This window comes from Anabaena sp. CA = ATCC 33047, assembly GCF_963870205.1.
In the GTDB taxonomy this organism is placed as follows: Bacteria; Cyanobacteriota; Cyanobacteriia; order Cyanobacteriales; family Nostocaceae; genus Trichormus.
This window is the reverse complement of record NZ_CAWMSA010000036.1, coordinates 149,909-176,823: the sequence shown is the minus strand read 5'-3', so window position 1 is coordinate 176,823 and position 26,915 is coordinate 149,909. Positions and strand designations below refer to the sequence as shown.

The 26,915-nt window shown below is 40.5% G+C and carries 23 protein-coding genes and 1 pseudogene; 14 read left to right on the top strand and 10 right to left on the bottom strand.

Annotated elements, in window-relative coordinates:
* Positions 1-1,433: replication restart helicase PriA (gene priA, locus AACS98_RS09265; protein ID WP_232317132.1), on the bottom strand; the 1,433-nt coding region annotated here is incomplete at its 3' end.
* Between the two features lie 982 nt (positions 1,434-2,415).
* Between priA and AACS98_RS09260 the strand changes: the two genes are divergently transcribed.
* From AACS98_RS09260 to AACS98_RS09230, 7 genes are all read left to right on the top strand, one after another.
* Positions 2,416-3,582, top strand: a complete 1,167-nt coding sequence (locus AACS98_RS09260) for an RpoD/SigA family RNA polymerase sigma factor (RefSeq protein ID WP_066378634.1) — start codon at positions 2,416-2,418, stop codon at positions 3,580-3,582.
* Positions 3,583-3,690: 108 nt separating this feature from the next.
* Entirely contained in the window at positions 3,691-4,188 is a 498-nt protein-coding gene (locus AACS98_RS09255; protein ID WP_066378632.1) for a GNAT family N-acetyltransferase, read from the top strand.
* Positions 4,189-4,287: 99 nt separating this feature from the next.
* On the top strand, positions 4,288-4,620 hold the full coding sequence (petJ, locus tag AACS98_RS09250) for a cytochrome c6 PetJ (RefSeq protein WP_066378630.1): 333 nt from the start codon (positions 4,288-4,290) through the stop codon (positions 4,618-4,620).
* Between the two features lie 744 nt (positions 4,621-5,364).
* Positions 5,365-5,619, top strand: coding sequence for a hypothetical protein (locus AACS98_RS09245; RefSeq protein ID WP_066378628.1), 255 nt, complete (start codon positions 5,365-5,367; stop codon positions 5,617-5,619).
* Positions 5,620-5,698: 79 nt separating this feature from the next.
* The gene (locus AACS98_RS09240) at positions 5,699-5,995 is read left to right on the top strand and encodes a hypothetical protein (protein ID WP_066378626.1); all 297 of its coding nucleotides are present in this window, start codon (positions 5,699-5,701) and stop codon (positions 5,993-5,995) included.
* 387 nt (positions 5,996-6,382) lie between these two features.
* A complete protein-coding gene (locus tag AACS98_RS09235) occupies positions 6,383-7,321 on the top strand; it encodes a M23 family metallopeptidase (RefSeq protein WP_082803800.1) in 939 nt (312 codons plus the stop codon).
* A gap of 122 nt (positions 7,322-7,443) precedes the next feature.
* A complete protein-coding gene (locus tag AACS98_RS09230; RefSeq protein WP_066378689.1) occupies positions 7,444-7,986 on the top strand; it encodes a late competence development ComFB family protein in 543 nt (180 codons plus the stop codon).
* 64 nt (positions 7,987-8,050) lie between these two features.
* Here the strand turns inward: AACS98_RS09230 and AACS98_RS09225 are convergent, their stop codons facing one another.
* Positions 8,051-8,866 carry a L,D-transpeptidase gene (locus AACS98_RS09225; protein WP_066378623.1) on the bottom strand — a complete coding sequence of 272 codons (816 nt, stop codon included), beginning with the start codon at positions 8,864-8,866 and terminating at the stop codon, positions 8,051-8,053.
* A 272-nt stretch (positions 8,867-9,138) separates the two neighbouring features.
* On the opposite strand from AACS98_RS09225, the gene AACS98_RS09220 reads away from it, so the two are divergent.
* The 3 genes from AACS98_RS09220 to AACS98_RS09210 all read left to right on the top strand — a co-directional run bounded on the left by AACS98_RS09220 (position 9,139) and on the right by AACS98_RS09210 (position 11,436).
* A complete protein-coding gene (locus AACS98_RS09220; protein WP_197480196.1) occupies positions 9,139-9,291 on the top strand; it encodes a hypothetical protein in 153 nt (50 codons plus the stop codon).
* A 703-nt stretch (positions 9,292-9,994) separates the two neighbouring features.
* A complete protein-coding gene (locus tag AACS98_RS09215; protein ID WP_066378622.1) occupies positions 9,995-10,651 on the top strand; it encodes a sigma-70 family RNA polymerase sigma factor in 657 nt (218 codons plus the stop codon).
* 161 nt (positions 10,652-10,812) lie between these two features.
* Positions 10,813-11,436 carry an anti-sigma factor family protein gene (locus tag AACS98_RS09210; RefSeq protein ID WP_066378621.1) on the top strand — a complete coding sequence of 208 codons (624 nt, stop codon included), beginning with the start codon at positions 10,813-10,815 and terminating at the stop codon, positions 11,434-11,436.
* Positions 11,437-11,617: 181 nt separating this feature from the next.
* Here AACS98_RS09210 and AACS98_RS09205 read toward each other — a convergent pair whose 3' ends face one another.
* Entirely contained in the window at positions 11,618-12,067 is a 450-nt protein-coding gene (locus AACS98_RS09205; protein WP_066378686.1) for a gamma-glutamylcyclotransferase family protein, read from the bottom strand.
* Between the two features lie 88 nt (positions 12,068-12,155).
* On the opposite strand from AACS98_RS09205, the gene leuS reads away from it, so the two are divergent.
* On the top strand, positions 12,156-14,777 hold the full coding sequence (gene leuS, locus AACS98_RS09200; protein WP_066378685.1) for a leucine--tRNA ligase: 2,622 nt from the start codon (positions 12,156-12,158) through the stop codon (positions 14,775-14,777).
* Between the two features lie 194 nt (positions 14,778-14,971).
* Here the strand turns inward: leuS and AACS98_RS09195 are convergent, their stop codons facing one another.
* The 3 genes from AACS98_RS09195 to alaS form a co-directional block, all read right to left on the bottom strand.
* Positions 14,972-15,898 carry a type II restriction endonuclease gene (locus AACS98_RS09195; protein WP_066378620.1) on the bottom strand — a complete coding sequence of 309 codons (927 nt, stop codon included), beginning with the start codon at positions 15,896-15,898 and terminating at the stop codon, positions 14,972-14,974.
* 150 nt (positions 15,899-16,048) lie between these two features.
* Positions 16,049-16,990 carry a DNA adenine methylase gene (locus AACS98_RS09190; protein ID WP_066378619.1) on the bottom strand — a complete coding sequence of 314 codons (942 nt, stop codon included), beginning with the start codon at positions 16,988-16,990 and terminating at the stop codon, positions 16,049-16,051.
* 236 nt (positions 16,991-17,226) lie between these two features.
* Positions 17,227-19,869 (bottom strand): alanine--tRNA ligase, encoded by a 2,643-nt coding sequence (gene alaS, locus AACS98_RS09185; RefSeq protein ID WP_066378618.1) that lies wholly within the window; start codon positions 19,867-19,869, stop codon positions 17,227-17,229.
* A 662-nt stretch (positions 19,870-20,531) separates the two neighbouring features.
* Between alaS and AACS98_RS09180 the strand changes: the two genes are divergently transcribed.
* Positions 20,532-20,732: a heavy-metal-associated domain-containing protein gene (locus tag AACS98_RS09180; RefSeq protein WP_066378616.1), complete on the top strand. Its 201-nt coding sequence runs from the start codon at positions 20,532-20,534 to the stop codon at positions 20,730-20,732.
* 835 nt (positions 20,733-21,567) lie between these two features.
* Positions 21,568-22,587: a GGDEF domain-containing protein gene (locus AACS98_RS09175; protein WP_066378613.1), complete on the top strand. Its 1,020-nt coding sequence runs from the start codon at positions 21,568-21,570 to the stop codon at positions 22,585-22,587.
* A 91-nt stretch (positions 22,588-22,678) separates the two neighbouring features.
* Here AACS98_RS09175 and AACS98_RS09170 read toward each other — a convergent pair whose 3' ends face one another.
* The gene (locus AACS98_RS09170) at positions 22,679-23,371 is read right to left on the bottom strand and encodes an ATP-dependent Zn protease (protein ID WP_066378610.1); all 693 of its coding nucleotides are present in this window, start codon (positions 23,369-23,371) and stop codon (positions 22,679-22,681) included.
* Positions 23,372-23,566: 195 nt separating this feature from the next.
* On the opposite strand from AACS98_RS09170, the gene AACS98_RS09165 reads away from it, so the two are divergent.
* The gene (locus AACS98_RS09165) at positions 23,567-24,772 is read left to right on the top strand and encodes a DUF4336 domain-containing protein (RefSeq protein WP_066378609.1); all 1,206 of its coding nucleotides are present in this window, start codon (positions 23,567-23,569) and stop codon (positions 24,770-24,772) included.
* A gap of 179 nt (positions 24,773-24,951) precedes the next feature.
* Here AACS98_RS09165 and purU read toward each other — a convergent pair whose 3' ends face one another.
* The 3 genes and pseudogenes from purU to AACS98_RS09150 all read right to left on the bottom strand — a co-directional run.
* The gene (gene purU, locus AACS98_RS09160) at positions 24,952-25,806 is read right to left on the bottom strand and encodes a formyltetrahydrofolate deformylase (protein ID WP_066378608.1); all 855 of its coding nucleotides are present in this window, start codon (positions 25,804-25,806) and stop codon (positions 24,952-24,954) included.
* An 82-nt stretch (positions 25,807-25,888) separates the two neighbouring features.
* The gene (locus AACS98_RS09155) at positions 25,889-26,527 is read right to left on the bottom strand and encodes a DUF4340 domain-containing protein (protein WP_066378605.1); all 639 of its coding nucleotides are present in this window, start codon (positions 26,525-26,527) and stop codon (positions 25,889-25,891) included.
* Between the two features lie 84 nt (positions 26,528-26,611).
* Positions 26,612-26,915 (bottom strand): annotated as a pseudogene (locus AACS98_RS09150) (ABC transporter); the annotation flags it as partial.

Sequence of the window (26,915 nt, the reverse complement as noted above, 5' to 3'; positions counted from 1 at the left end):
TCCCCCATCTCCCCCATCTCCCTCATCCCCACATTTACCCAACTTTCCAAGGAAGGTGTCGCCGAACCCAATATTAAGGGACAGTTTTCTAATTCGGCGCGCCACTGGGCAACGGTGCGGGCGTGGTAGGTGGGGATGGGTGAGTCTTGTTTAAAACTAGAGTCGTGTTCTTCGTCGAGGATAATTAAACCTAGGTTGGGTAAAGGTGCGAAAATCGCGCTACGTGTGCCGATGACGATTTGCGGTTCGCCTGTAAGCATTTGTCTCCAGGTGTCATAACGTTCACCTTCTGAAAGCGCGCTGTGATAAACACTGATTTTATTACCGAAGCGGGCGCGAAATCGATCTGTGAGTTGCGGTGTGAGTCCAATTTCTGGGACTAAGACTAGGGCGGATTTTCCTTGTGTCAGTAAGGGAGCGATCGCTTGTAAATATACTTCTGTTTTGCCGGAACCTGTGATCCCATGCAACAATACTTGATGAAATCCCTCAAGCTGTTGAATACTTGCTAAAGCATTGGCTTGCTCTGGATTTAATAATTTTGGTTCATCTAAAGCTAAGGCTTGTCCTTGTTCTGTGCGTAATACTTCCCTTTCTTCAATAGCAATATAGCCTTTTTGTACCATTGACTTGAGGGTAGAGGAACTCGCGTTGGTAATTTGCAGTAATTCACTTTGCCACAACTCACCGCCACGCTTTCGCAATACTTCTAAAATTTCTCTTTGGCGAGTGGTTAAATCTCTGTCAATTGCATTAATTAATATGACTGCTTTTTGGCTTTTTGGTCGAGTTGTTCGCGGTGGTTCTAAGTAGCTTTCTACTAAACCCATTCTTAATAATTCCCGCACTCCTCGATAGGCAGATTTAACTTTTTTTTGTAAATAAGCAAAACTATAATCTCCGGCTGGTTGGGCTTGTAAAAGTTGCAAAATTTGCTGTGCCGCCGGACTTAAAAACGCTGTGGTAGTTAATCTTTGATTCGACGATATTTTGTCTGTTTGCTGCGTGATTAAACGGATACGACGTTGCGATCGCCCTAACAATCCCGGTGGTAAAGCCACCCGAATCACCTGCATCACAGGGGTATAATAGTAGGATGCTACTCTATTTAACAATTCCCAATAACCACTAGCGAAAAAACCAGAACTGACAACATCTTCTACTTCCCGAATTTTTTCTAGTGGCAAATCGGCAGGCGGTTGCGATATCAACCGAATCGCTACGCCTCCCACTTGTTGAGTACCAAAAGGTACACTCAATATATCCCCAGGGTTAATTTCTAACTGCCTTGGCAAGCGGTACGTAAACAGTCCAGAATTGCCTGGACAATCTACCAGCACTTCGACATAGCCATTCACATTTGTAGCGGTGCGGTAAAATTCTTTAGTCTCATTAACTTTTAACTGGTGTAAATTTACTTGATGAATATACATATTTGGTGATTTTTCTAGATAAATATTCTTGTTGGCCTCAACCGTCAGTACAGAATAGACTTAATTCCCTCAACTATAAATTTTAATCTTCAGAGTGAAATTGTAATTGACAATACTTTTATCACTCATAATACTTGATAACTTTCCTCTTATGTAATCTACCAGACAAATTGATGCTAGCCCCTCGTGCCATAAATATTTGAAGTCCACCATCCCCAACAGGATGTTTTTCTGCATCGCAGCATCTAACCAGGAAGGTATCCTATCCTTCAATAGTTAAAAAAGACAGAATACAGAAGAAAAAAAAGTGCAAAAATCATCCTGAGATAATGAAAATAATCAGTTCGCTAATTCTACTAAACAAAGATAAAATATCACCGACAATTATCAAATTGGGAATTATGACATTCCCACTATCTCACTACCTATTTAGGAAATAGTTAGCTTATCTACTAAATAGGGAATAGCGTTTTTCAGTCTATTGATAGATATTCAACCCTTTGTGTATATGAGATGCTTTTATACAAACATTTTTTTTTGCAAGAAGTAAATTACTTGATTTTTACCATTAACAAATTTTATCAACAACAAGTTACACTAGGCTAAGAAAACTGACAATTACGTAATGAATCACCGCCAAGAACTCAAAAAACTTTAAAAAAGTATATAATTCGTAAAATTTAAGGGAGATTTAACTATATTTTTCTCATTGTTGAGCTAGAGAATGGTTTGGGGGGTTTGACAGATTTAGAGATTAATAAAAAAATAAAGAATATATCTGTGAAAACCTGGGAAAATCAAATTTGGGTGCAAAAAAGCCTGGTTGAGAAGTTTAAGTTAGCTGCCACCAATAACGAATAACGAAAAATTAATTTGAACTTCTATAGATTACTTCACATATCCCTGCATGATGCGCTTAAACAGGTGTGTTATCGCCTAGATAAACTACCAAATATCAGTGGTAAATAGCTGTCATTAAATTATGTACCAAACAAAGCAAGCATCCCTCAAGGAAACTATGAATATTGTTGAATTGGGAACGATGGAAATAATAGAGACTCATGTCGAAAATGAAGACACAACTTTTGAAAGTCTAGAAATAGTCATAGAAGAAGCCCCAGTAGCAGAAAATCTGGACACAGATGAACGTGACGGGGATGAAATGGCAGCTGCCAGACCATCTGGTTATAACAAAACCGAATATGATGATGCTGTTGGTGCCTTTTTTAAAGAAATGGCACGCTATCCGTTGCTGAAACCGGATGAAGAGGTAGAATTAGCCAGGCGAGTCAGATTTTTAGAAGATGTCAAAGATTTACAAGAGACTTTGGCATTAGAATTAGGACAGTACCCTACCAAAGCCCAGGTAGCAGAAAAATTAGAGATTACAGAAAAACAACTAGAAAACCGCTTGTATCAAGGTAGAGTAGCCAAGCGGAAAATGATCCGCTCAAACCTGAGATTAGTAGTATCAATAGCCAAGCGATATCTCAATCGGGGAGTACCTTTTCTAGACTTAATCCAAGAAGGTGCAATGGGATTAAACCGCGCCACAGAAAAATTTGATCCCGACAAAGGATATAAGTTTTCCACCTACGCATACTGGTGGATTAGACAAGCGATTACCAGAGCGATCGCCAACGATGCCAGAACCATCCGGCTACCAATTCACATCGTAGAAAAACTTAACAAACTTAAAAAAGCCCAACGGGAACTCAAGCAGAAACTCAGCCGTAACCCCTCCGAACCAGAAATAGCAGAATTTTTAGAAATTAGCGTTCAACAACTACGGCAACTGCAACAACTCAGAAGACAAGCCCTATCACTCAACCACCGTGTCGGAAAAGAAGAAGATACAGAACTCATGGATTTGCTGGAGGATGAAGATAACCTCTCACCCGAAGCAAAAATGAACGAAAACATGATGCGACAGGAGATTTGGGAAGTCTTAGGAGATGTCCTCACTCCACGGGAAAAAGATGTCATCTCTCTCCGCTACGGTTTAACCACCAGCGAACCCTGCACACTAGAAGAAGTCGGGAATATGTTCAACCTATCCCGTGAAAGAGTCAGACAAATTCAAAGTAAAGCCATGCGAAAACTACGCCGTCCCCACATCGCCAAACGCCTCAAAGGTTGGCTAATTTAAGCCAAAACTCAGGAATAGAGGAGAAAAACTCATGACTAATGACGGTTGACTATTGACTGTTGACAGATGACTATGGACTAATGACTATGGACTAATGACCATAGACCCATGACCATAAATAGTGATCTCATCGTGCGTTTTGCTGAACCTGCTGATAGCACAACGCTTTTTGACTTAATTAAGGGGCTGGCAGAATACGAAAGACTATCTCATGCCGTCACTGGTGACGCTTCGGCACTAGCGGAGCATTTATTTGGCTCTCCAAGATATATAGAGGCATTATTGGCAGAATACAAAGGTAAAGCCGTAGGTTTTGCCTTGTTTTTTTATAATTACTCAACCTTCCTTACCAAACCAGGTATTTATCTCGAAGACTTGTTTGTTTTACCAGAGTATCGGCGACAAGGTATTGGCAAAGCACTCCTGAGCAAAGTTGCTCAAATTGCTGTTGCCAAAGGTTGCGGCAGGTTAGAGTGGAGTGTTCTGGATTGGAATGAGTCAGCCCAAGCCTTTTATCGCCGCATGGGAGCATCCATTTTAGACGACTGGCGAATTTGTCGCGTTACAGAAGAAGCAATCAGCCAGTTAGCAGCTAAAGAATCATGAAGTTTGACAGTCTGTCATTTGACGCAGGCAATGGAGTCACCTGAAAATTATTCAGGAAGATATCGGTTTGAATGAGCTTTTTTGCAGAGAGAACACAAAATGAAGCAACTTTTTTCATTACTACTGCTAGGCATAGCAATCTTCACCTTTGCCTTCAGTAAACCCGCTTTGGCTGCTGACAGTGCCAATGGAGCTAAATTATTTAGTGCTAACTGTGCTGCTTGTCACGCAGGCGGTAAAAACTTAGTACAAGCCAACAAAACCCTGAAGAAAGAAGCCTTAGAACAGTATGGTATGTACTCAGCAGAGGCAATTATTGCTCAAGTAACAAACGGTAAAAATGCCATGCCTGCCTTCAAAGGTCGTTTAAACTCTAGCCAAATTGAAGATGTGGCTGCCTACGTACTTGAACAAGCCGATAAAGGTTGGTAGTAGCTCAACAGTTAAATTTTAACTGACAAAAATAGTGGGGCATCACCCACTATTCACAAATATTTTTAGATAAAAGTATCTGGATATAAACCTTTTATTTTTAGACAAAAATCAAGCAATTATATCTACAATTATTTCTTCTATATAAAAATAGAAATTAATCCAGTCTAATTTAAAAAACTATTATAATCCTGTCCTGAAAAAGATGATAATTTAAGTTAGCTTAATAACAAAATATTCAGACATAAAATAATCCTCTTCATCTCAGGTTATTTGAGGTATACAGAACCTTACTTGATTCAAGAAATTCAAGTTATAGATTTGTGTTTATCTGAACCAGATTGAGACATAAATTAGAAGTTTATGTCTGATTGTTTAATTGATAAAACTTGAATAAATAGATAGATTTTGTCAACATCAGAGGTATGTTAGACAACATTATCGCCTACAAATATCAAAAATTGATAGATATAATTTATGACGACTATGATGATTTATGATAACTTGCACCATTCTTAATAAACGTAGGGCGATGCACTGCCCACAACGTAAACATCAGAGTTTGAGCGAATTTTTAGGAGTGCATCGCCACCCTGTAATCGCAATCAAGCAACTGGTGCAAGATGTAAGTTGAGAAATCTCAATCAGCTTAATCCAATAACTATCAACTTATATGTATTTAGAAATGCCTAATTAAATTTGCTGTTAAACAGTATTTATTTATCAAAAAAAGGAGGAACAGCAATGGCTAACATCACAGTTGATCAACTACATCTGACAGGTTATGATTTGTTTCAAGATTTTGAAACCTTTCTCAATGACTTGACTCATCAAACCATAGACTTGATTGCCGGTGGTGGTTATAGTGGTTTTTTTGGATTTGGTGGCTATACTTTTTATTCCAACGGCTCATATAATTCCTTCCCCAGAGCCTATCCAGTAACCTATGGATATGGCTATGGCTATGGCTATGGCTACAAAAAAGGATACTACTGTTAAATTTTAGCTCCATAATTTAAATTTTGATTCGGAAAAGTAAATTTAAAGACTTTTCCGATTTTCATATAATATGGCTGATATGAGAGCCAGAATTGAAAATCAAGTATTGTTGCTGCATCGTGAAGACTTACCAGAGTTTAAGAAGGGGGGTTCAGTCGTCAGAAACTCTTACTTTTGGGCATTGCGTTCTATTGCTGGTAAAGCTTCGCGTTATCGTGATTGGGAATATGAAACAGAGGTTTGGTTAGCACTAGCGCGAATGCTGTTATCGTTTGCGGAGTCTGGTTACTTGGGTTATCGAGAAACCATCTTAGAGTTTCCCCTATCGCAAGGGGAAATTCCTGATGTGTTGCGAGACGTTTCCACTTGGGAATGATATGACACTTGTAGTCTAGCTACCTTAGCTACCCCAATTTTCCCACTAAAAAATGGGACAAAAACTTTTTCATACTCAATATAGCAATCCTATTTGATTCTTGAACAAGACTCAGTACACACTGAAACCCTGATTTCCTGTTGCCTGTTGCCTGTTGCCTGTTCCCTGCCCACACAAATAAATTCAAAAATCAAACCGGATTACTATATGTCAAATTAGAACCAGAATTATTTGCAATTTCAGATATTACGGGTAGTATAGTTTAGGCATCCGGGAATTATTTAAGACAAGTTTTTTTGTCCAAAAATTTTTGCTGCCATGAGGAAACACTAGCAGTTATTAGTTAGTCTGTTTTTTAGCAGAAGTTAAGGATTTTTACTGAGTTATATGACAATGGAAAAGCACAGGCTCAATTCCCAGAATCAGTTAATGAGTAGCAGTCTCAAACGAGAGTACCTGACAAATCATCTGGCCAAAAATTTATTCATTGGCTTGTGTGCTGCTTTACCAGTGACTTTGGCATTACCTGTAGCAGCTTTGCAAGTACAGGTGAATCCTGCTAAACCTCGATTGGGCGATACATTATCTGTATTGATCAATTTAGACAATCCAAACAATGGTATGACTCCAGAGGTGTCTGTGGGAAACAAAAATTACCCAGCATACAAAATTGCACCCAAGAAATACCGAGCGTTGATACCTACAACTCCCTTGGAAAAGTCTGGTAATAGAGTGATTAAAGTTGCTGCCGAAGGTCAGTCCAAAAACTTAGCTGTAACATTAAGTAATCGTAAATTTCCGGTACAGCGTATTAATTTACCACCAGGAAAGTCTGGTAGTAGGGCGACTGAATACGAACTCAATCGAGTAGCAGAGTTTAAAACCTTACTAACACCGCAAAAATATTGGAATGGCAAATTTCTCAGACCAAATAAAGGGCGTATCAGTACGATTTATGGTGTACGTCGCTACTATAACGGTAAATTTGCCAATGATTACTACCATCGTGGCCTTGACTATGCTGGTGCTTCTGGTTCGCGTGTAATTGCTCCAGCCGCCGGTAAAGTTGCTTTAGTAGGTACTGTATCGCAAGGATTTCGAGTACATGGCAACACAGTTGGTATTGATCATGGTCAAGGAGTGATTAGTATTTTTCTGCACCTGAATCGGATTAACGTCAAAGAAGGTGATTTTGTCAAGGCTGGACAATTAATTGGTACAGTAGGTTCAACAGGTGCTTCTACAGGCCCCCACTTGCATTGGGGTTTGTACGTGCATGGAGAATCTGTTGATCCCACACCTTGGAAAACACAAAAATGGGAATAGTAGCGGTGTGATTAATCGCTGTGCTGTGAATTCTGGTATATTTTTTTCGATAATATAGGCAAAATAATTTTGTTCGGTACCGTCCTTACCTTGCTTGGGTAGCTGAAATAAAAATGAGTGTTATGAGTATTGCAAAAATTGTAGAACAAGCTCTCCAGGATGGTTATCTCACACCAGCAATGGAAGCAGAAGTTGGACACATTTGTGACAACGCTTCAGAACTCTCAATTGAAGAGTACATGGCGTTAGATCGATTGATGGGCGCATTATTAACTGGTGAGGTAGTGGCGGTACCTCGCAAACAGTTTATTAACGTCATGGAAGAATTGGTACTTACAGAAGCGATCGCCCGCGTTGCAGAAATTGAAGCTACCAGTGAGAGAACCATAGATGTAGGAGATATCGCCGCCTATACTCTCAACCGTCTCCCACCTTTATATGCCACCACAGAAGAAGGTGCTAACTACCAACGTCAACGTGCTAAAGCTGAACTGCAAGAATTAATTGTTCAGCAAGTTAATGAAGCTATCAGCCGTAACCTTGGCAATCGTCACGATCAAAGAACACCAGTTGTAGGCAAAACTACAGGTAACGAGTTATTGCGTCAAATGAGTAGCTTACTACAAGTCTACGCACCAAATTTTGAGGAAAAATCCTCAACCTAAATTCATAGTACAGACGTGACTTGTCACGTCTGTACTGTTGTTTTCACTGTGAGACTGTTGACGATTATTCACGCACTACGACTGTCGTACCTATAGCTACCTGATCATAAAGCAAGCGCACATCAGAGTTACGCATTCTTAAACAGCCGTGAGAAATCGCAGTTCCTAATAGATGAACGTCTGGAGTACCATGAAACCCGATTTCATTGCGTCCATCTGACCAAAAACCGATCCACCTTGCTCCTAAAGGACTATCAGCACCAGCCGGAAAAATTTTACCGGTTATCGGGTGTTGCCAAATCGGATCGTGTTGCATATGTTGAATTTGAAAAGAACCTGTTGGTGTTTCCCAACCTTCCTTACCTATAGCTACTGGGTAGCTGGCTATAACTATATCTCCCGCATAAACGTAAGTGCGGCGATCGCTTAAATCTACCACCACTTGTCTGTGGGAATTTTTGCTTGGCGCAGATGATCGTTGTTGAGGGAAAATATACCCCAGGATTGACTGGGGTTGAGCCGCAGAAGGTGAATTCTGTTTTCGTTCCGGCGTTACTAACTGTGATTTTTTCGGTGAGTTAGTGGCTAAAGCTACATTTTCGCTGATAATATCCCCATTATCATCAGGCTTAATCACCGAGGACTTTGGTTGGGAAGCCCTGGGGGATTTTTGCTCTGGAGGTGTAGATGCGCCAAATGCGGTTTCTCCTAAACCTCCCCTGTAAACAACCCCATTGATACTAGCTGTAGTGGAGGTTGGTGGTTTAAACTGCCCTTGCGTTGCCGTAATGCGCCAATGGACAGCTAGCGATAAGATGGCTGTGCCACAGCAGGTAAACATCACCATACGCACTAGAGATTCATTTCTTACCATTGCCATCGCTTATTGTTTATCCCTGACATATTTAGCTAATTCATTGAATGACTTGATGATGTAATTATCAAGAATTTATCAATTCTTATCTGTTCCCTCATAAAGAAGCTAATACCCTTGGGCAAACTAAAGTTATGAGAACATTCCAGTGAAAAAATTTCTGGATTGCCTACGTGTTTATCTGGTATTCCCAAGATAAATTTTTTAACTTAAAATTTATCAGTATCAATCTCCTAGTGCAAGAATAAATTCTGAATGGTGTGGGTGGGAGAAAGACTATGTTAGAAAAACTATTGCTAGCAGTCACGATTACATTTGCCCTCAATTTATTTGTTCAAGTTCGTGTTCCTCAGCAAGCCAATTCTGGTGATAGTTACCAAAACGACACAAAACCATCAACCACAATTTTAGTAAAGAGACCGGAAAAATAACATTTTTGTGAGTTAAATCCCGGTAATCGCTGGATAATTGGACATATCATTTACCATCAGTAAAACTCTATTCCTAGGGGCAAAGCTAGGCATTTGCTGGATATATCTGCCTCTCTGTATTTGACACGAGATAGTGCCAGCCACGAAGTTTCAATACGTACTCATACAAATCCCCGATTTTGAAGTATGGGGATGAGACTTTTGCCTGTTGCCTGTTGCCTGTTCCCTGTGAATAAAAATCAATGCTCATCAATTAACTAGCTGCCAGATGATTCAGGTTTTTATCTGATTATCTAGTAACTCAAATTACATCATCAAAGATTTAAAAACTCTGTCTCGAAAATCACTCTTAAAAGAAACTGCCAATTCACAGGAAACTAGCCTCATTCAAAACTGAACTTTTGTTATACTGGGTAGCTATCATTTTGCAGCATACGACACACTATTTGTCAAGTTCAAGTAGTCAGATGATATGATCTGCACAAAGTATATGATTGCTGTAACCTAACAGATAGATAGTTAGCAATAGTCCAACAAAGTTACTAGGTAATTACTCATTAGCAACAGTGACATCTTGCAAAAACAGAAATGCACCCAAAGTGCCATAACTCAGTGTTCCAGTCTCAAATCCGTCACTTATTCTGGAACAAGCTGCCAATTACCGGGTCTAATAGATAGGGATGATTTACAGCCAGTACGATCTATGAGTCAATCGATTACTGTATCCTGGTCAACCGTTGATGCGAGGTACTCAGAAGCATCGGTGCAAGTTGACAAACTCTCTAACCACGATTTGATTTTGCGCTGTCAAATGGGAATGCGCCCAGATCGTGCTGCGTTTGCAGAACTTTTGCGCCGTTATCAAAGCCAAGTTGATAAGGTTTTGTACCACCTAGCTCCAGATTGGCCAGATAGAGCTGATTTGGCTCAAGAAGTTTGGATTCGAGTGTATCGGAATATTAGCCGATTACAAGAACCATCTAAATTTCGGGGCTGGTTAAGCCGCATTGCCACCAACTTGTTTTATGATGAGTTGCGTAAGCGCAAGCGAGTAGTTAGCCCTTTGTCACTGGATGCACCCCGTTCAGTAGATGACGGTGAAATGGATTGGGAAATAGCTGGAGACACTCCAGGGCCAGAGGAAGAACTGACAACCAGAGAGTTTTACGAGCAGTTACGTGAGGCGATCGCCGATTTACCAGAAGTATTCCGGACTACAATTGTTCTCAGAGAAATCGAAGGCATGGCCTATGAAGAAATAGCCGAAATCACCGGAGTTTCCCTCGGAACAGTCAAGTCGAGAATCGCTAGAGCCAGATCAAGATTGCAAACTCAATTGCAAAACTATCTTGATATTTAATTTACAGTATCTTCACTCTGCCCTATGGCAGAATTTAAGCATTGATTAAGAATTGTGAGGAAAGTGGATCGTGCTTCTGCCATCAGGAGAACAATTTAATAACTATGCTCTCAGAATTGACCACTCCTTTGATCCGTCGATGAATTGGTAATAATGTTAATATGACTACTGATTCTCAATTTCATGAATCTTGTCGGTGGCAACGTCCGAGAGACCTACCAAATGAGATGGCAAAGCATACCAAGAAAGCAACGGGTGCTATGGATATGGTGAAGCGCGATCGCTTTGAATTATTGAGTGCTTACCTAGACGGCGAAGTGACAGCCGACGAACGCAAGCAAGTAGAGGAATGGTTAGCCAATGATGCCGCAGTTCAGCGTCTGTATGCCAGACTATTAAAGCTGAGACAGGCTTTACGGAGTATGCCCGTACCAACACCCCAGCATTCCCCAGAAACAACCGCCAAAGAAGTATTTGCGCGTGTTAATCGTCGTTCTCGGCTAAATTTAACTTTTGGTGGTGCGGCTATTGCTGCTTGTGTGATTGGTGCAATATCAGGCTGGCTGCCAGGAAGAGAATCTAGCATACCGCAGCTAGCACAACAGCAAATACAACCAAGCCAACCTACCCAAACTGCCACAGAACCAACAGTAACGTCCTCACCTTTGATGGTGGCTATAAATAATCCCGTGATCGAAATTCCCAAGGCAGCAGTTTCATCTTCTGAACAGCCAGTCAACTTGAGGATACTACAGCCAGGAGAAATTGACCCAGGCATTAATTAATTCAAAATTCAAAATAGCCTACGGCAAGGCTTACGCCTACAAAATTCAAAATTAAGAACATTTAGAGATTGGGCATAGGGCATCGATGCACAGGGCATTGGGCATTGAGGTAAAATTTACTCTGCACCCCTACACCCCCATTCCTCAAACATTCTTTAATTTTGAATTTTGAATTTTAAATTTATGTGTCCCCACTCCCTGCTAAACCGCAGCCACTCCACCAGCCATCAGGTAGGTGAATTCCTCCTAACTGATTAACCCGTTCTGGGTGCATCAGATACACCCAAGCCCAATCAAGGGATAAGCCAAGCAGATTGTACACTTCCATCTGCTGGCGATGATAAAGGTTTTCTGAAATTGGTCGCGTGGGGTCGTAATCTTCCAACTCGTCAAGGGCTGCTAAAATTCCAGGGTGAGCAAAAGAGAGTAAGTAACCGTGAATTAGCTCTTGTCCATTTGTCATCGCTGGATAGCCTATTGGCAAAGCAAACAGTTTACCCAAAGTTGTTGCTCTTTGGGCTGCTACTACCTTACCAGCAAAGTATTCTTGGTAATTCGCCTCGCCTGGCTTGAGTGTCCCATAAACAAAAACCTGCACTCTATCAGAAATTTTTGCCTTTAATTCAGCCATCCCTTGTTTAATCCCACTGATTGATTTGCCTACCATCAACTACAATATGGAGGCAGACCAGATTACAGATCCAGTAGGAGAATTTTCGGTGGATTCCCGATACAACCCAGCAGCAATTGAGGAAAAATGGCAACAAACATGGGCAGAACTTGGCTTAGATAAAACCCCTACAGATACCAGCAAGCCCAAATTCTACGCTTTATCCATGTTCCCCTACCCATCCGGTAGCCTACACATGGGTCACGTCCGTAACTATACAATTACCGATGTGATTGCCCGCCTCAAACGAATGCAGGGCTATCGGGTACTGCATCCAATGGGATGGGATGCCTTTGGTTTACCAGCAGAAAACGCCGCCATTGACCGGGGTGTACCTCCTGCTAAATGGACTTATCAAAATATTGCCCAAATGCGGCAACAATTAAAGCGTCTTGGTTTATCCATTGATTGGGATTCTGAAGTCGCTACCTGTTCACCAGACTATTACAAGTGGACACAATGGATTTTCTTGCAATTTTTGCAAATGGGGTTAGCTTACCAAAAAGAAGCAGCCGTTAATTGGGATCCCATCGACCAAACTGTATTAGCCAACGAACAAGTTGATAGTGAAGGACGTTCTTGGCGCAGTGGTGCGAAAGTTGAGCGCAAATTGTTGCGCCAGTGGTTTTTAAAGATTACCGACTACGCCGAAGAATTACTCCAAGACCTAGATAAATTGACAGGTTGGCCGGAACGAGTCAAGTTAATGCAAGCTAACTGGATCGGAAAATCTACAGGCGCGTATTTAGAATTTCCTATCGTTGGTAGCGATGAAAAAATTGCTGTGTATACTACCCGCCCCGACACGGTTTTTGGTGTCAGCTACGTAGTATTAGCACCAGAACATCCCCTGACCAAGCAAGTCACCACCAAAGACCAACAAGCAAAAGTAGAAGCCTTTATTCATGAGGTGACAAATCAGAGTGAGTTGGAACGTACCGCCGAAGACAAACCAAAACGGGGTGTTCCCACTGGCGGTAAAGTAATTAACCCCTTCACCGGGGAAGAAGTACCCATCTGGATTGCTGACTATGTACTGTATGAGTATGGTACTGGGGCGGTGATGGGTGTACCTGCCCATGATGCACGGGATTTCAAATTTGCTCAAAGATATGATTTGCCCATTGATTTTGTCATCGCTGACCCCAAAGATGTCGCTGGGTTTGATTTAACTCCCCCATCAGAGACAGAGGAAGTTACACAACTGGTACAGGTTGACTACAATGAGGCATACACTGAACCGGGAACTTTAATTAATTCCGGTGCTTTTACTGGCATGAAGTCCACAGATGCCAAGCAAGCTATCACAAAACACGCCCAAGAAAACGGCTTCGGTAAGGAACGGGTGCAATATCGCCTCCGAGATTGGTTGATTTCCCGACAACGTTATTGGGGCGCACCGATTCCGGTGATTCACTGTCCCAACTGTGGCATAGTACCAGTACCGGACGCTGATTTACCTGTACAGTTACCGGAGGAAGTTGAATTTACTGGCCGGGGTGGTTCACCGTTGGCGCAGTTGGAAAGCTGGGTAAATGTGCCTTGTCCGACTTGTGGCACTCCTGCTAAACGGGAAACCGATACAATGGATACCTTTATTGATTCTTCCTGGTATTTCTTGCGGTATCCTGACGCGCAAAATGCACAGCAGATTTTTGAGTCAGGCAAAACTAATGACTGGATGCCTGTAGATCAATATGTGGGTGGTATTGAACACGCGATTTTACATTTGTTGTATTCGCGCTTTTTTACCAAAGTTTTGCGGGATCGAGGTTTATTGAATTTTGATGAACCCTTTGAACGTTTGTTGACGCAAGGGATGGTACAGGGTTTAACTTACATGAACCCTAACAAGGGTGGTAAAGATAAATGGATTCCTTCCCATTTGGTTGACCCCAATAATCCCCGTGACCCCCAAACGGGTGAACCTTTGCAGCGTCTTTATGCCACGATGTCTAAATCAAAGGGTAATGGTGTCGCACCAGAGGATGTGATTGCTAAGTATGGTGTAGACACGGCGCGGATGTTCATCTTGTTTAAAGCACCACCAGAAAAAGACTTGGAATGGGATGAAGCTGATGTTGAAGGGCAATTCCGCTTTTTAAATCGGGTTTGGCGTTTGGTGACGGAGTATGTGGAAGCTGGGGTATGTCGCAAGCAAGCACAACTTTCTGATTTAAGTAAGCCTGAAAAGGATTTACGCCGGGCAGTTCATACGGCTATCCAAGCTGTGACGGAAGATTTAGAAGATGAGTATCAATTCAATACTGCGGTTTCGGAATTGATGAAGTTGAGTAATGCTTTGACTGATGCTAACTGCCAAAATTCGCCAATTTATGCCGAAGGTATTCGGACTTTGGTGGTAATGTTGGCTCCTTTTGCGCCACACATTGCTGATGAATTGTGGCATTTATTGGGGAATAAGTCATCAGTACATACTCAAGGCTGGCCTGCTTTTGACCCAGATGCTTTAGTGGCTGATGAAATTACTGTGGTGATTCAGATTAATGGTAAGAAGCGGGCTGATATTCAAGTTCCGGCGCAAGCTGATAAGGCGGCTTTAGAAAACTTTGCTTTGGAGTCTGAGGTGACTCAGCGTTACATTGAGGGTAAGGAGATTAAGAAGGTGATTGTTGTCCCTGGAAAGTTGGTTAATTTTGTGGTTGTTTAAGGATGAATGGCATGAGGGTTGGGAGATTTTCTGGCTCTCATGTCTTTGTTTTTTCGTGTTGCGGAAAAAATTTTTTAAAAGCTCACGCAGAGGCGCAAAGACGCAAAGGGTTTCTTGTGTCTGTGTGAGGTTAATCAAGGGATTTTAAGTATATGTGGGGTGTGTTAGTGGAGAGTACGGCACTATGATTCAAACTATAAATTTTGTGTGATGATGTCTTCCAATAATCCACTGACTACCATATTTAGATTTAAAGTGTAATCTATATGTTGAAAGGTTTCTGCTAAAGGTCGTAAAGTTTTTTTCCAACCTAAGCCATCTGTAACCCAAATAAATTTGTGTCCCTGCTGTGATAAAAAATCAAACAGAGTTTTATATTCTCCTGCTGTAGCTTTGAGTTTAGAACCACCTCCACCATAGAAATTTACTTCTATTAAGTAAAGGCTATTCTGATGTTTGATGGCAAAATCAAAACGACGGCTTGATTTATCTACCTGAACGTTGATGTTCCACTGTGAGAATATTTTTTCAGATGTCGCCTGTGGCATAAATAAAAAGTTATTTTGTTGGCATATTGCACTAATTAAATTGGCTAGTATTGTCTCCATTGTTGTACCAGCACGATTCTTTCTTGCGTTAGTATCTAATCCAACTTCTATTCCTAAAACATAGTCAGGTATACTTTTAATTGTTTTATTGCGGAACAGTTCTAAAATACCTGTGTTCTTCGTAAACTCTAAAATATCATCAATGTCTGATTCAGTAAGTAAAATTGGATTATCAAAATTCAAACATTTATAACTTAATTTACCTTGAGTGTAATCAGTTAATATTTGGAAGTTGCTATTTCGGCAAGCGATAAGTATGGGAATGGTATTTATTACTTGAGGATACTGTTTGATTAGGTTACGAAATTCTGTTTCTATATCCTCTTTTCCCACTAAGTAGTTTAGGGTATTGAGATGAATTTCTACATTCTGCAATTTTTTTAATATTTTTTGCCAATCAACAAAGTAATCCCAAATAGTGATAGAGTTTATCAATGTCCTTTGGAAATATTGGAAAACATCATTTTCATTAGAGCAATCCAAATAGGTTTTAAAAATAGGATGAAACTTCATATTTCCTTCACTAATATCGTTTCTTAATGTAGCTTGCGAGGCGTAGCCATAGATGCACTTTATTTTGCACTGTAGAGACGTTGCATGCAACGTCTCTACATGATTGATTTTGTACAACCTCATAGAGAATTGGTATAACTCAACAATCAATTAATAATTTAGGATTAATAATTCATTAATCGCTTGTCTTTTTAATGGATTACTGTTTATATTTCTTTTGGCTCTAACTTTTTCTATCCGATAACCTTTATAGGCTGTTTCAAAAAAATTATCGTTGATATTTGTATTTTTGGGGTCAGAATTACTTAATAGTAGTGATGCTCCTTTTTTATCTAGGCTTTGAAAAAAGTCTCTTAGCCTTAATTGTTGAGTATCATCAAAGGTTTGTTGTGAATAAGCAGTAAAGGATGATGTATCATTAAGTGGTCTATAAGGTGGGTCAAAATATACAAAAGTTTGATTGTCTACAAATTTTTCACAATCACTAAAGTCACCATTTAAAATCTGTGTTCTTGCTAAGATTTTAGCTACGGCTTTTAAGTTCCTTTTATCACATATTAATGGCTTTTTATATTTACCTATTGGTACATTAAAATGACCATTGGAATTTACACGATAAAGTCCATTGTAACAAGTTTTGTTGAGAAAAATTATGTGGGCTGTTCTTTCTAGCCAAGCAGAATTATAATCATCTAAGTTTATATATTTTTTTTGTTGATTAAACCTGTTTCTTATCTGATAAAAGTAGTTATTTCTTTCTACTTCATCAAAAGATAAATACATAGATTCAATATCTGATAACAATTCAATTAAATCATCTACGTTATTTTTAATTGTTTTATAAGCAATAATTAATTCTGTGTTGATATCAGAAATAAATAATTCTGAAATTTGATATTTATGTGCTATGTAGAAAAAAACTGCGCCACCTCCTATGAATGGCTCTATATACCTGGTTATTGCTCCTTCTTGCAATTCTTTGGGAAAAAAATTACTCATTTGCTCAATTAGCTGACTTTTTCCACCAGCCCATTTCAAAAAAGGTTTCGGAAGTGTTGATTTTACTGGCAAGGTCGGTACTTTTGAAAGCATTTACGTTATTGAGACAGGTATGTTAGATACCTTAATATAGTACATTTGAATTAAAATAATACACGAAAATCAATAAAGGATGGGTTAAGCAAAGGCTTAAGTGATAGATATCTTGCACCTTTCTCAATAAGCGTCAGGTGGGCATTGCTAACAACGTAAAACTAAAGCTTTGAGCAACTTTCAAGCAATGCCCACCCTACAAACATTTTCATCAAGGAACAGGTGCAAGATGTTTGTTAACCCAAGGTTGACTGTAACTCTTTCTGCGCTTGTTCTAGGGCTGCTGGTAATTTACTGGCATCGCGTCCGCCGGCTTGGGCTAGGTTTGGTCTACCACCACCACCACCGCCGCAAATTTTGGCTACAGCACCGATAAATTTACCCGCCTGTAAGCCTTTCTTGTTGACTTCAGGGCTGAAGGCTGCAACTAGGCTGACTTTCCCTGCTTCGGGAACTGAACCTAATACTACTGCACCGTTGCCAACTTTTTGTAGTAAGCGTTCAGCTGCGGTTTTTAAGGATTCGGGGTCAACGCCTTCTAATTCGGCGACTATAATTTTATGATCGCCTAATGTGGTGGCTGTTTGTAGTAAGCTGTCTGATTTAGCGATCGCTAATTGTCCTTTGAGTGTTTCTAGTTGCTTCTCAGTATTCCTCAGTTCGGTTTGTAGGGTGGTGATTCTCTCTGGTAGTTCTTCGGGTTTGACTTTAAAGCGATCGCTTAAATCTTTAACTACTTTATCCCGTACATTCAAATAATCCAACACCGCCGGGCCAGATACAGCTTCAATTCGTCTCACCCCAGAAGCTACACCAGCTTCAGTGATTATCTTAAATACACCAATCTCCGCAGTATTACTGACGTGCGTACCGCCGCACAATTCCATCGACACGCCAGGAAAATCAATCACCCGGACTTCATCGCCGTATTTCTCCCCAAACATCGCTACAGCACCTCTAGCTTTCGCTTCCGCTAAGGGTAATACTTCCACTTTGGCTGAGTGGGCTTCGGCTATCCAGGTGTTAATCTGTTCTTCGACTTGTTGAATTTCCTCTGGTGTCAACGCACGGGGACAGTTGAAGTCAAAGCGCAGTCTGTCGAAGGATACCAAAGAACCGGCTTGAGATATCCCCTCATCCACAATTTTCTTTAAGGCTGCTTGTAACAGGTGGGTTGCGGTATGATTAGCTTGGGCGCGACGACGACAAGCGCGATCAATTTGGGCGGTGACGTTATCGCCTACACGCAGGGTTCCCCGTTCGATGCGTCCGAAGTGGACAAAGAAATCTGATTCTTTTTTGACATCTTCCACGCGCACTACTACCCCATCACCGGAAATATAACCGCGATCGCCTATTTGTCCCCCTGATTCAGCATAAAATGGGGTTTGATTCAAGACAATCTGCACATCTGTTCCGGCTTCGGCTTCCTCTTGGGAAACACCACTGACTAATAAAACTTCAACTTTCGCCGTTGTCGCAGGTTGGGTATAACCTAAAAACTCTGTAGCGTGGATGTGTTCCGCGAGTTTGTCGAGTGAACCTTGCACTGTTAAGTCGATGGTTTCATGTGCAGCTTTGGCGCGTTCGACTTGCTTTTGCATCTCGACATTAAAGCCAACTTCATCAATGGTGAGGTTGTTTTCTGCGGCGATTTCTTGGGTGAGTTCTAGGGGGAAACCGTAGGTATCATATAAAGTGAAAGCACTTTCACCACTAATTGAGGTTTTTCCTTGCTGTTTCACCTGTTGGATAATTTCCTCTAGAAGTTTCTCACCTCTATCTAAAGTTTTGAGGAAATTCCTTTCTTCTCGTTGCAGTTCGGCTTTAATTGCCGCTTCCCGTTGCCGCACATTCGGGTATGCTGATTCCGAGAGAGCGATCGCAGTTTCGGCAACTTGATTGATAAACTCGCCAGTAATCCCAATTAATCGACCATGACGCACTACTCGCCGAATTAGTCGCCGCAAGATGTAACCCCGTCCTACATTGGAGGCGCGGATTTCATCTGCTATCATTTGGACGACGGAACGGACATGATCCCCGATAACTTTTAAGGAAACTTTGGTGTTTTCGTCGCTGTTATGGTAGTCAATTCCGGCGATTTTGGCGGCTGTCTCAATAATTGGGAAAATCAAGTCAGTTTCATAATTATTCGGCACTTGTTGGAGAATTTGCGCCATTCTCTCCAAACCCATACCTGTATCGATGTTTTTATTTTGCAGAGGTGTTAAGTTACCTTCTGCGTCCCGGTTGTATTGCATGAACACGAGGTTATAAAACTCGATAAACCGGGTGTCATCTTCTAAATCAATGTTATCGTCGCCTCGTTCTGGGTGGAAGTCGTAATAAATTTCTGAACAAGGGCCACAGGGGCCTGTGGGGCCAGATACCCAGAAGTTATCATCTGCGCCCATGCGTTTAATTCTGGCTTCTGTTACGCCAATTTTATCTCGCCAAATTGCAAAGGCTTCATCATCTTCTTCAAAGACGCTGACTACTAGGCGTTCTTTTGGTAGTTTAAATACTTCTGTGGAAATTTCCCAACCCCAAGCGATCGCTTGTTCTTTAAAATAGTCACCAAAGCTAAAGTTACCCAGCATCTCAAAAAATGTATGATGCCGTTTGGTGCGTCCGACATTTTCGATGTCGTTGGTACGGATACACTTTTGGGAAGTTGTCGCCCGGTTAAATTCTGGTGTGCGCTGCCCCAGGAATATCGGTTTAAATGGTAGCATCCCCGCGATTGTCAGCAACACCGTTGGGTCTTCTGGCACTAGGGAAGCACTAGGTAAAATTTGGTGTCCCCTTTGGGCAAAGAAATTAAGGAATTGGGCGCGAATTTCATTACCACTGAGTTGCTGCGGGTTTAAAGACATGGGTCGAACTTAAAAAGTAGTGTAAATTAACTAGGGAACGTCTGCACAGAAGCATTCGTCTCTGCTACAGATACAGTATGTCCCAATCACAGACATCTACGCCATGACTTAGATGTTATGGGGACTTATATCTACTAAGTTTTTTTTCATAAGTAGCTCTCTATATTTTTGCATTTTGTTTCCCTTTACTGCCAATAATTTATGCCTTTGTACAGTGCTGTGTGATGCGGATGCGGTTTTTGTATGTAATGTTGCAATTACCTATCTTTAGTCAGATGAGCGATCGCTAGCTAATTTGATATCCTCAATTTACATCTTGCATTAGTTGCGTTATTGCAATTAACTGCCGTTGGGCAATCTGGAAAATTCACTCAAATCTTGATTTTTACTCTATCGGCATTGTCCATACTACGCTCATTGAAAATCAACCTTACAAGATATCAACCTCTAACTAGCGCACAATACGCTAGCCAAAAATCAAAGAAACACCTGCTGTTACACCCCTACACCCCTACACCCCATTCCCTATATTTCTTGAGAGTTAAGTCTTGAGAATCTTGTAGGGTGCTTCAGAAAAAGAATTTGCTCACAATCAACAGATTTTTCACATCTGACGCACTCTCATCATCCTTGAGGAATTAGAATCAATATTGAGGTAAGTGATGGCTCTAAAATTAAAAGTTCCAAATATTGCTTGTGATGCTTGTGCCGAAAAAATCACCGATGCGATTCATGTGATGGAGCCTGATGCTTTAGTTGATGTCAATGTCCAAGATAAAACTGTGACTGTAAAATCAGACGCTTCTGAAGAGTCAATTAAGCAAGTAATTGTTGCCAGTGGTTATTCTATAGAAGGCTATTAAGCATTGATTAATCTCCTCATCAGTTAAATCTGGATGTAGCTACATCTGCCCAAATCATTTTGGATAATTACAGCCGGGTGAGGAGAAAAATATGGCAATAATTAGTGTTTTCCCAGATTTATCTTGACTAATTCAGTAAATACACCAGGGAACAGGTTTGAAAGTCTCTTAGCATAAGACTTTCTTCCTAAAATTTGTCCCTCATTTACCTTAAATCTGCTGTGTAATTTTTTCTCAATTTTCTATCTTAATTATCACTATTCTATTGTAGAATTATATATTGATAATTAATTATTGCCATAAGTTTGGGCTAATCAACCAGGAATCAAGATTTGATTTAGCGGTATACCTATTTGCTCGCGTCCGTAGAAGTCATACACTTGTATGTGCAGAGGAATTACTTAGGTAAACCAGTCATGAACATGAAAACCTTTATTTTGCTTAAGTGTTTATACTGAAAACAGCAATAAATAGAATTTGCCAAAGTAAAACTATTATGTATTCTTAATCCGAAAAAGGCAAATTATTAGTTATAGCAATTAAATTTAACTGTGATTACTTAGAGATTACCTTAACTATATGATGCTCAAAAAAATATTCAGTAATTTTACTGTTTAAAAACAACAAAAGCATAGCGTTATTATGAAAGTTCTGATTTACCCAAAATTTATCTGTGTAATTAAAGATATTAAGAGGATATTAAAATTTCAGGTTTTTGTTTGATAAAGAGTAAGACTATACAAATATAGAGAAATATCTCTAGACAGAGTAACTCAATAAATACACGGAAATTTCAATTTGAATCATAGTAATCAGAAAGGCAAAAAGCACAGCAATGAAAATGAGCATTCTGGTCTTTGGGAGTCATAAATTTCTGGCTACGCTTCCCGATCAGATTCATGATGCAAACACTTTTAACTTAAAAGTGATCACTGATTTTAATCAGGTAGTGTCGCATATTCAAATTGCGCCCCCCGATGTCATATTTGTGCAAGCAAGTTTGAAGGGCAGCATCGAACTTTGTAGCTGGTTAAAACAGCAAAGCCAGCTATCCTGGATACATTGCATTCTTGTAGAAGATCGTCAAGAGCAACTCGTAGCTAGAAAGCAACACGGTTGGGAATGGGAATTTGAGATGACGGCTAATGCACTCAACCAGGGTGCAGATGCTTATATTTGGCTGTTAACTGAAGAAGCAGATGATCGCGTAACAACTGCGTCAGCAACCAAAAGCCTAATATTGGGGCAATTAACAGTTGGGTTGCGGAAAGCGCGAAAGTATCGGGAACTGATGAATACGAATGATCTCCTGTCAGCGATCGCCTTAGCTGATTCCTTAACAGATTTAAACAATCGTCGGGCTTTAGAATGGGATTTACCCAGACAAATCAACAAAGCCCGCAGTCAAAATCTGTCATTGAGCTTGATTATTCTGGATGTAGACTATTTCAAGAGAGTTAACGATCAGCATGGGCATTTAGTAGGCGATCGCCTGTTACAATTATTATGCGCTCGTCTGCGCCACAATTTGCGCTCTCAAGACACCGCCTTCCGTTATGGGGGTGAGGAATTTGTGGTAGTTTTGGCTCAGACTACCAGTGAAGAAGCGCAAAAAGTAGCTGAACGCCTGAATCGCGTAGTGAGAAAGAAAGGATTTGCTATTAATAATAAATTAACTCTCAATATCACTATTAGTTTAGGAGTAGCCAGTCTCGAACCAAGTGACGACGACAATGGTATGAGTTTGTTAGATCGTGCTGATCAATGTTTATTAGCAGCTAAAGCAGGTGGACGTAACCAAGTGATTAATTGGGAGCAATTATCTGCAATCTCAGAACTAAAAGCGGTTTCTTAAACAAGTCATCAGTCGTTAGTCATGAGTGATTAGCCATGAGGCAAGGGATGTTTCTCTTTTGCACCGCTAAACCTCTGTCTATTGCTCACCTTTAGCTCATAGCCTCTATTTTACAGTTAGCGATGGCTTGCTGACAAGTGGTAATTGTCGCTCGTTCTCGCATAGCTGCAACTAAAGCTTGATAACTAGGCCAATTTTCTTGTAACAGAGTTTTGGCTTGCAGGACATGAAACCTTTGTTTTTGCTGACAAACAGCATCAGAAAAACCGATAGTTTTTAAAACAGCAGCGAGTTTGCTTTGATCATCAAACCCACCTTCAGCTTGATTAAAGACTAAACTCTCAGCAGCAATACCAGCCATCCACACAGTAGAGTAACGCTCTAACATTTGGGTAGTGATTTTACCCTGCTGTAACTGGGATGCTAACTCTTCATCATTAACAGTAACACCACCTTGTCCTGGTTGTCCTTGTTTCCAAGCTTCCCAAGCACTGAGAGTGTAGCCTGTAACGGGGATACCTAAAAGGTGCGCTACCAGAAAATGTCCAGCTTCGTGGTGAATAATGCGATCGCGATGTTGTGGTGAAAAACTCGCAATCCAATCTAAAAAAATAGTACCACCCTTGCCTTGTAAACTAAAACTATCAAAAGTTGCTATGCCCAAAATAGTGAAAGTAGCAACGGCGGGAATTGTAGGAGATAAATTAATTAACGGCCCCAATAAAGCCGATAAAGTCATGATAAAAACAGAGATGGCAACTAGATTTAGGGCAGTTTGACTCATTTTTATCGAGGAAATAGTTGACTGTTGATGGTTGACTGTTGACTGTTGACTGTTGACTAATGACCAATAACTAATGACTAATGACTAATGACCAATGACTAACTTAATCTTTCTTAATTATCTTAACCGATACTCGATTCCTCAAGCTCTATGCCGAATGTTAGAAATAAAAAAGGAGTATGCAATGATGGAAAGATGATAAACTCACGGGTAGAGTCACAAAAAGATAATCCCAGAGATTGGTTTTGGCCGTTCTGGCTGGCTTTACCAGTGTATCCCTACAGCAGACGGCGCACACTTTGCCGAGAAATAGTCAAAGACACCATCTGGACATTCGAGCAGCTTCACGGCATCCTATATACTATAGTGCCGATTCGGATGACAGTAATCAAGCTGGATGCAGGTGGGTTGCTGGTATATGCACCTATAGCTCCGACTGTTGAATGTGTTCGCCTAGTGAATAATTTAGTCGCCAAACACGGAGCAGTTAAATATATTATTCTGCCTACCAGTTCTGGTTTAGAACATAAAATCTTTGTCGGGCCTTTTGCAAGACAGTTTCCCGCAGCGCGGGTATTTGTTGCACCGCATCAGTGGAGTTTCCCTTTTAATATACCACTGAGTTGGCTAGGGTTTCCGCAAAAACGCACCCATATACTACCAGAAGATAGTAGTCAAGCCCCCTTTGGTGATGAATTAGACTATGCAATTTTAGATATTAACTTGGGGAGGGGTTCGTTTGTAGAAGTGGCGATGTATCACAGGCGATCGCATACTTTACTTGTGACTGATTCTGTGTTATCAATACCAGAAGAACCACCAGAAATCTTACAATTAGACCCTTACCCCTTACTGTTTCACGCCAGGGAAAACGCACACCAACCGATTGCAGATAATTCCGCCAACCGTCGCCAAGGATGGCAAAGAATTTGTTTATTTGCCATATATTTTCGTCCTAGTGCAATGGAAATCACAGGATGGGGTGAAATGTTGCGCGATGCCATCAAAGCCCCAAATCATGCACCAAAAGCCTACTTTGGTTTATTTCCCTTTCGTTGGCGAGAAAATTGGCAACAGACATTTACTGCTTTACGGGGAAATGGTAGACCATTTGTAGCACCAATACTGCAAACCCTGATACTTCCCCAAGCACCGCAACAAGTAATAATTTGGGCGGAACAAGTGGCGCAATGGGATTTTCAACAGATTATTTCCTGTCACTTTGATGCGCCATTTGCAGCGACACCTGAGCAATTTCGTCAAGCCTTCACTTTTTTAGAGAAGAATTCGGCTGTTAATAGTCATCAATCTCTATTATATGAAGATATGAAATTTATTCAAGAGTTAGAGAGTAATTTAGTCAAGCGAGGTATTGCTACCCCGGCGAAGGAGAAGGTTTAATTTATCTCACGCAGAGACGCAGAGGAGGACACTTGCGTGGGCGGCTTTGCCGACTTGAGCAAAGTGTCCGTCGCGCAGAGAGGAAGAGGATCATTAAGTTTTTTATCTGCGTTTATCTGCGTTCATCTGCGTTCGATATATTTCCAAACCTCTCCCTGAAGAGAAAGGGTTTAATATTCTTACTCAAAAACTACGGTGCGATTACCATAAACTAAGACTCTATTTTGTAAATGTAATCGCACTGCTCTAGCTAAAACAACTCGTTCTAAATCTTTACCTTTTCTAACTAAATCATCAATATCGTCGCGGTGGCTAACTCTGACTACATCTTGCTCAATAATTGGCCCTGCATCTAATTCTGGAGTAGCATAGTGGGCTGTAGCACCAATAATTTTTACCCCACGTTCAAAGGCGCGATGATAGGGATTTGCTCCTACAAATGCTGGTAAAAATGAGTGATGTATATTAATTATTTGGGGGAATTTAGCAATAAAATCTGGGCTGACAATTTGCATATATTTCGCCAAAACAACTAAATCAATTTTGTACTGTTGCAGTAATTCTAGTTGTTTGATTTCTTGTTCTGCTTTGTTATCTTTGCTGATGGGTATGTGATGAAAGTCGATATTAAATTTATCAGCTACGGTTTTTAAATTAGGATGATTACTAAGAATTAAGGGGATATCGGCAGCAATTTCTTTAGCACGTTGTCGCCAAATTAAATCATATAAACAATGGTCTTGACGACTTACCCAAATAGCAATACGGGGAATTGTATCAGAAAAGTGTAACTCCCATTTAGCTGCTAAAGGTTGGGCGATCGCATTAAATGCTGGGCCAATTAAATCGCGTGGTAAATTAAACCCATTTAACAGCCATTCAATCCGGCTGAGAAATAAGCCCGCTTCAAAATCTGTATGTTGGTCGGCGTGGATGATGTTACCACCATTAGAATAAATAAAATTGGCAATTTTTGCAACTAATCCCTTTTGATCAGGACAAGATATTAGTAACGTTGCGGTGGGTTGAGTCATAAAACAGCAAAAGGGTGTGAATAAATCTAACTATATTAAATAATTTAATAAGGACTAAAGTCCTTACTACAAACTTGTGTGATTATGGGCTATTTGTTGGTGTTGGTGTAGAAGTCGGTGGTGTAGGAAGAGTTGGTGTAGAGTCTTTCTCACCTTGATTTGTGGGTTGTTTCCACTCGGCTAGTTCTCGATTGACTGCGTTGTTAAAATCTGTGGAAACTAACAGTACATTTATATTACCATCTGGTTGAGTGTTGGGGTCAGCTTGAGCATAGACAAAACGATTGTTAAAATCAGACTTACCCAAAATCAACTGATGGGTTTTCTGATTCTTCAGGTTAATATTGATAGTTGCTTGGGGTTGATCTAAACCAAAGTCTGCCGCTTGGTTAGCTGGAACAGATAAAGTGCGATCGCTCTTACCTTTAACCAACAAATCCGTGAGATAAGCGACAATAGGCTCATGGGCTGGTTCAGATACAGGAGATTTGAGTAGCCACTTAGGGTTACTAGACTGAGGGTTCCGTTCTAAATTCAAGGTGAGTTTTTCAGTCTGGATACTCAAAGACTGTACATCATCTTCTGCAAAAGAGAAAATTTGCTGTTTATTCTCCTTAGCTTCTTGTCGTTGAGTCGCCCCTTGAATTTCATAGAAATACACGAAACCACCCAACCCCAACGCTAATAAAACCAAAATTAAAGTAGTTCTTGGTAGTTTCATTATGTTAGTCATTAGTCATTAGTCATTAGTCATTAGTCATTAGTCATTAGTCATTAGTCATTAGTCATTAGCTTCCTCATCTCCTCATCTGCGTTTCCACCAAATCAACACAGCTATTACAAATCCAATTAATGGTAAAACCAACAGCGAGGATATTGTTAACAGGTTAGCTTGTGCTGTTGACAGGTTTATCCGTCGGTTTTTTGGTTCTTTGGGACGAATTGACAGGGGTTGTTCGTCTTGTTGACTTAGCCAAGTAACTGAGTTCAGGAAAACATCACCATTTAATTGCTGTTGAAATATGTTATTGGTAGCAAAATCTGAATTTCCTATGACTACTAACCTTGACTCTTTTGCAGGTTGTTCAGATTTCTGTTCTGGTGTCGGT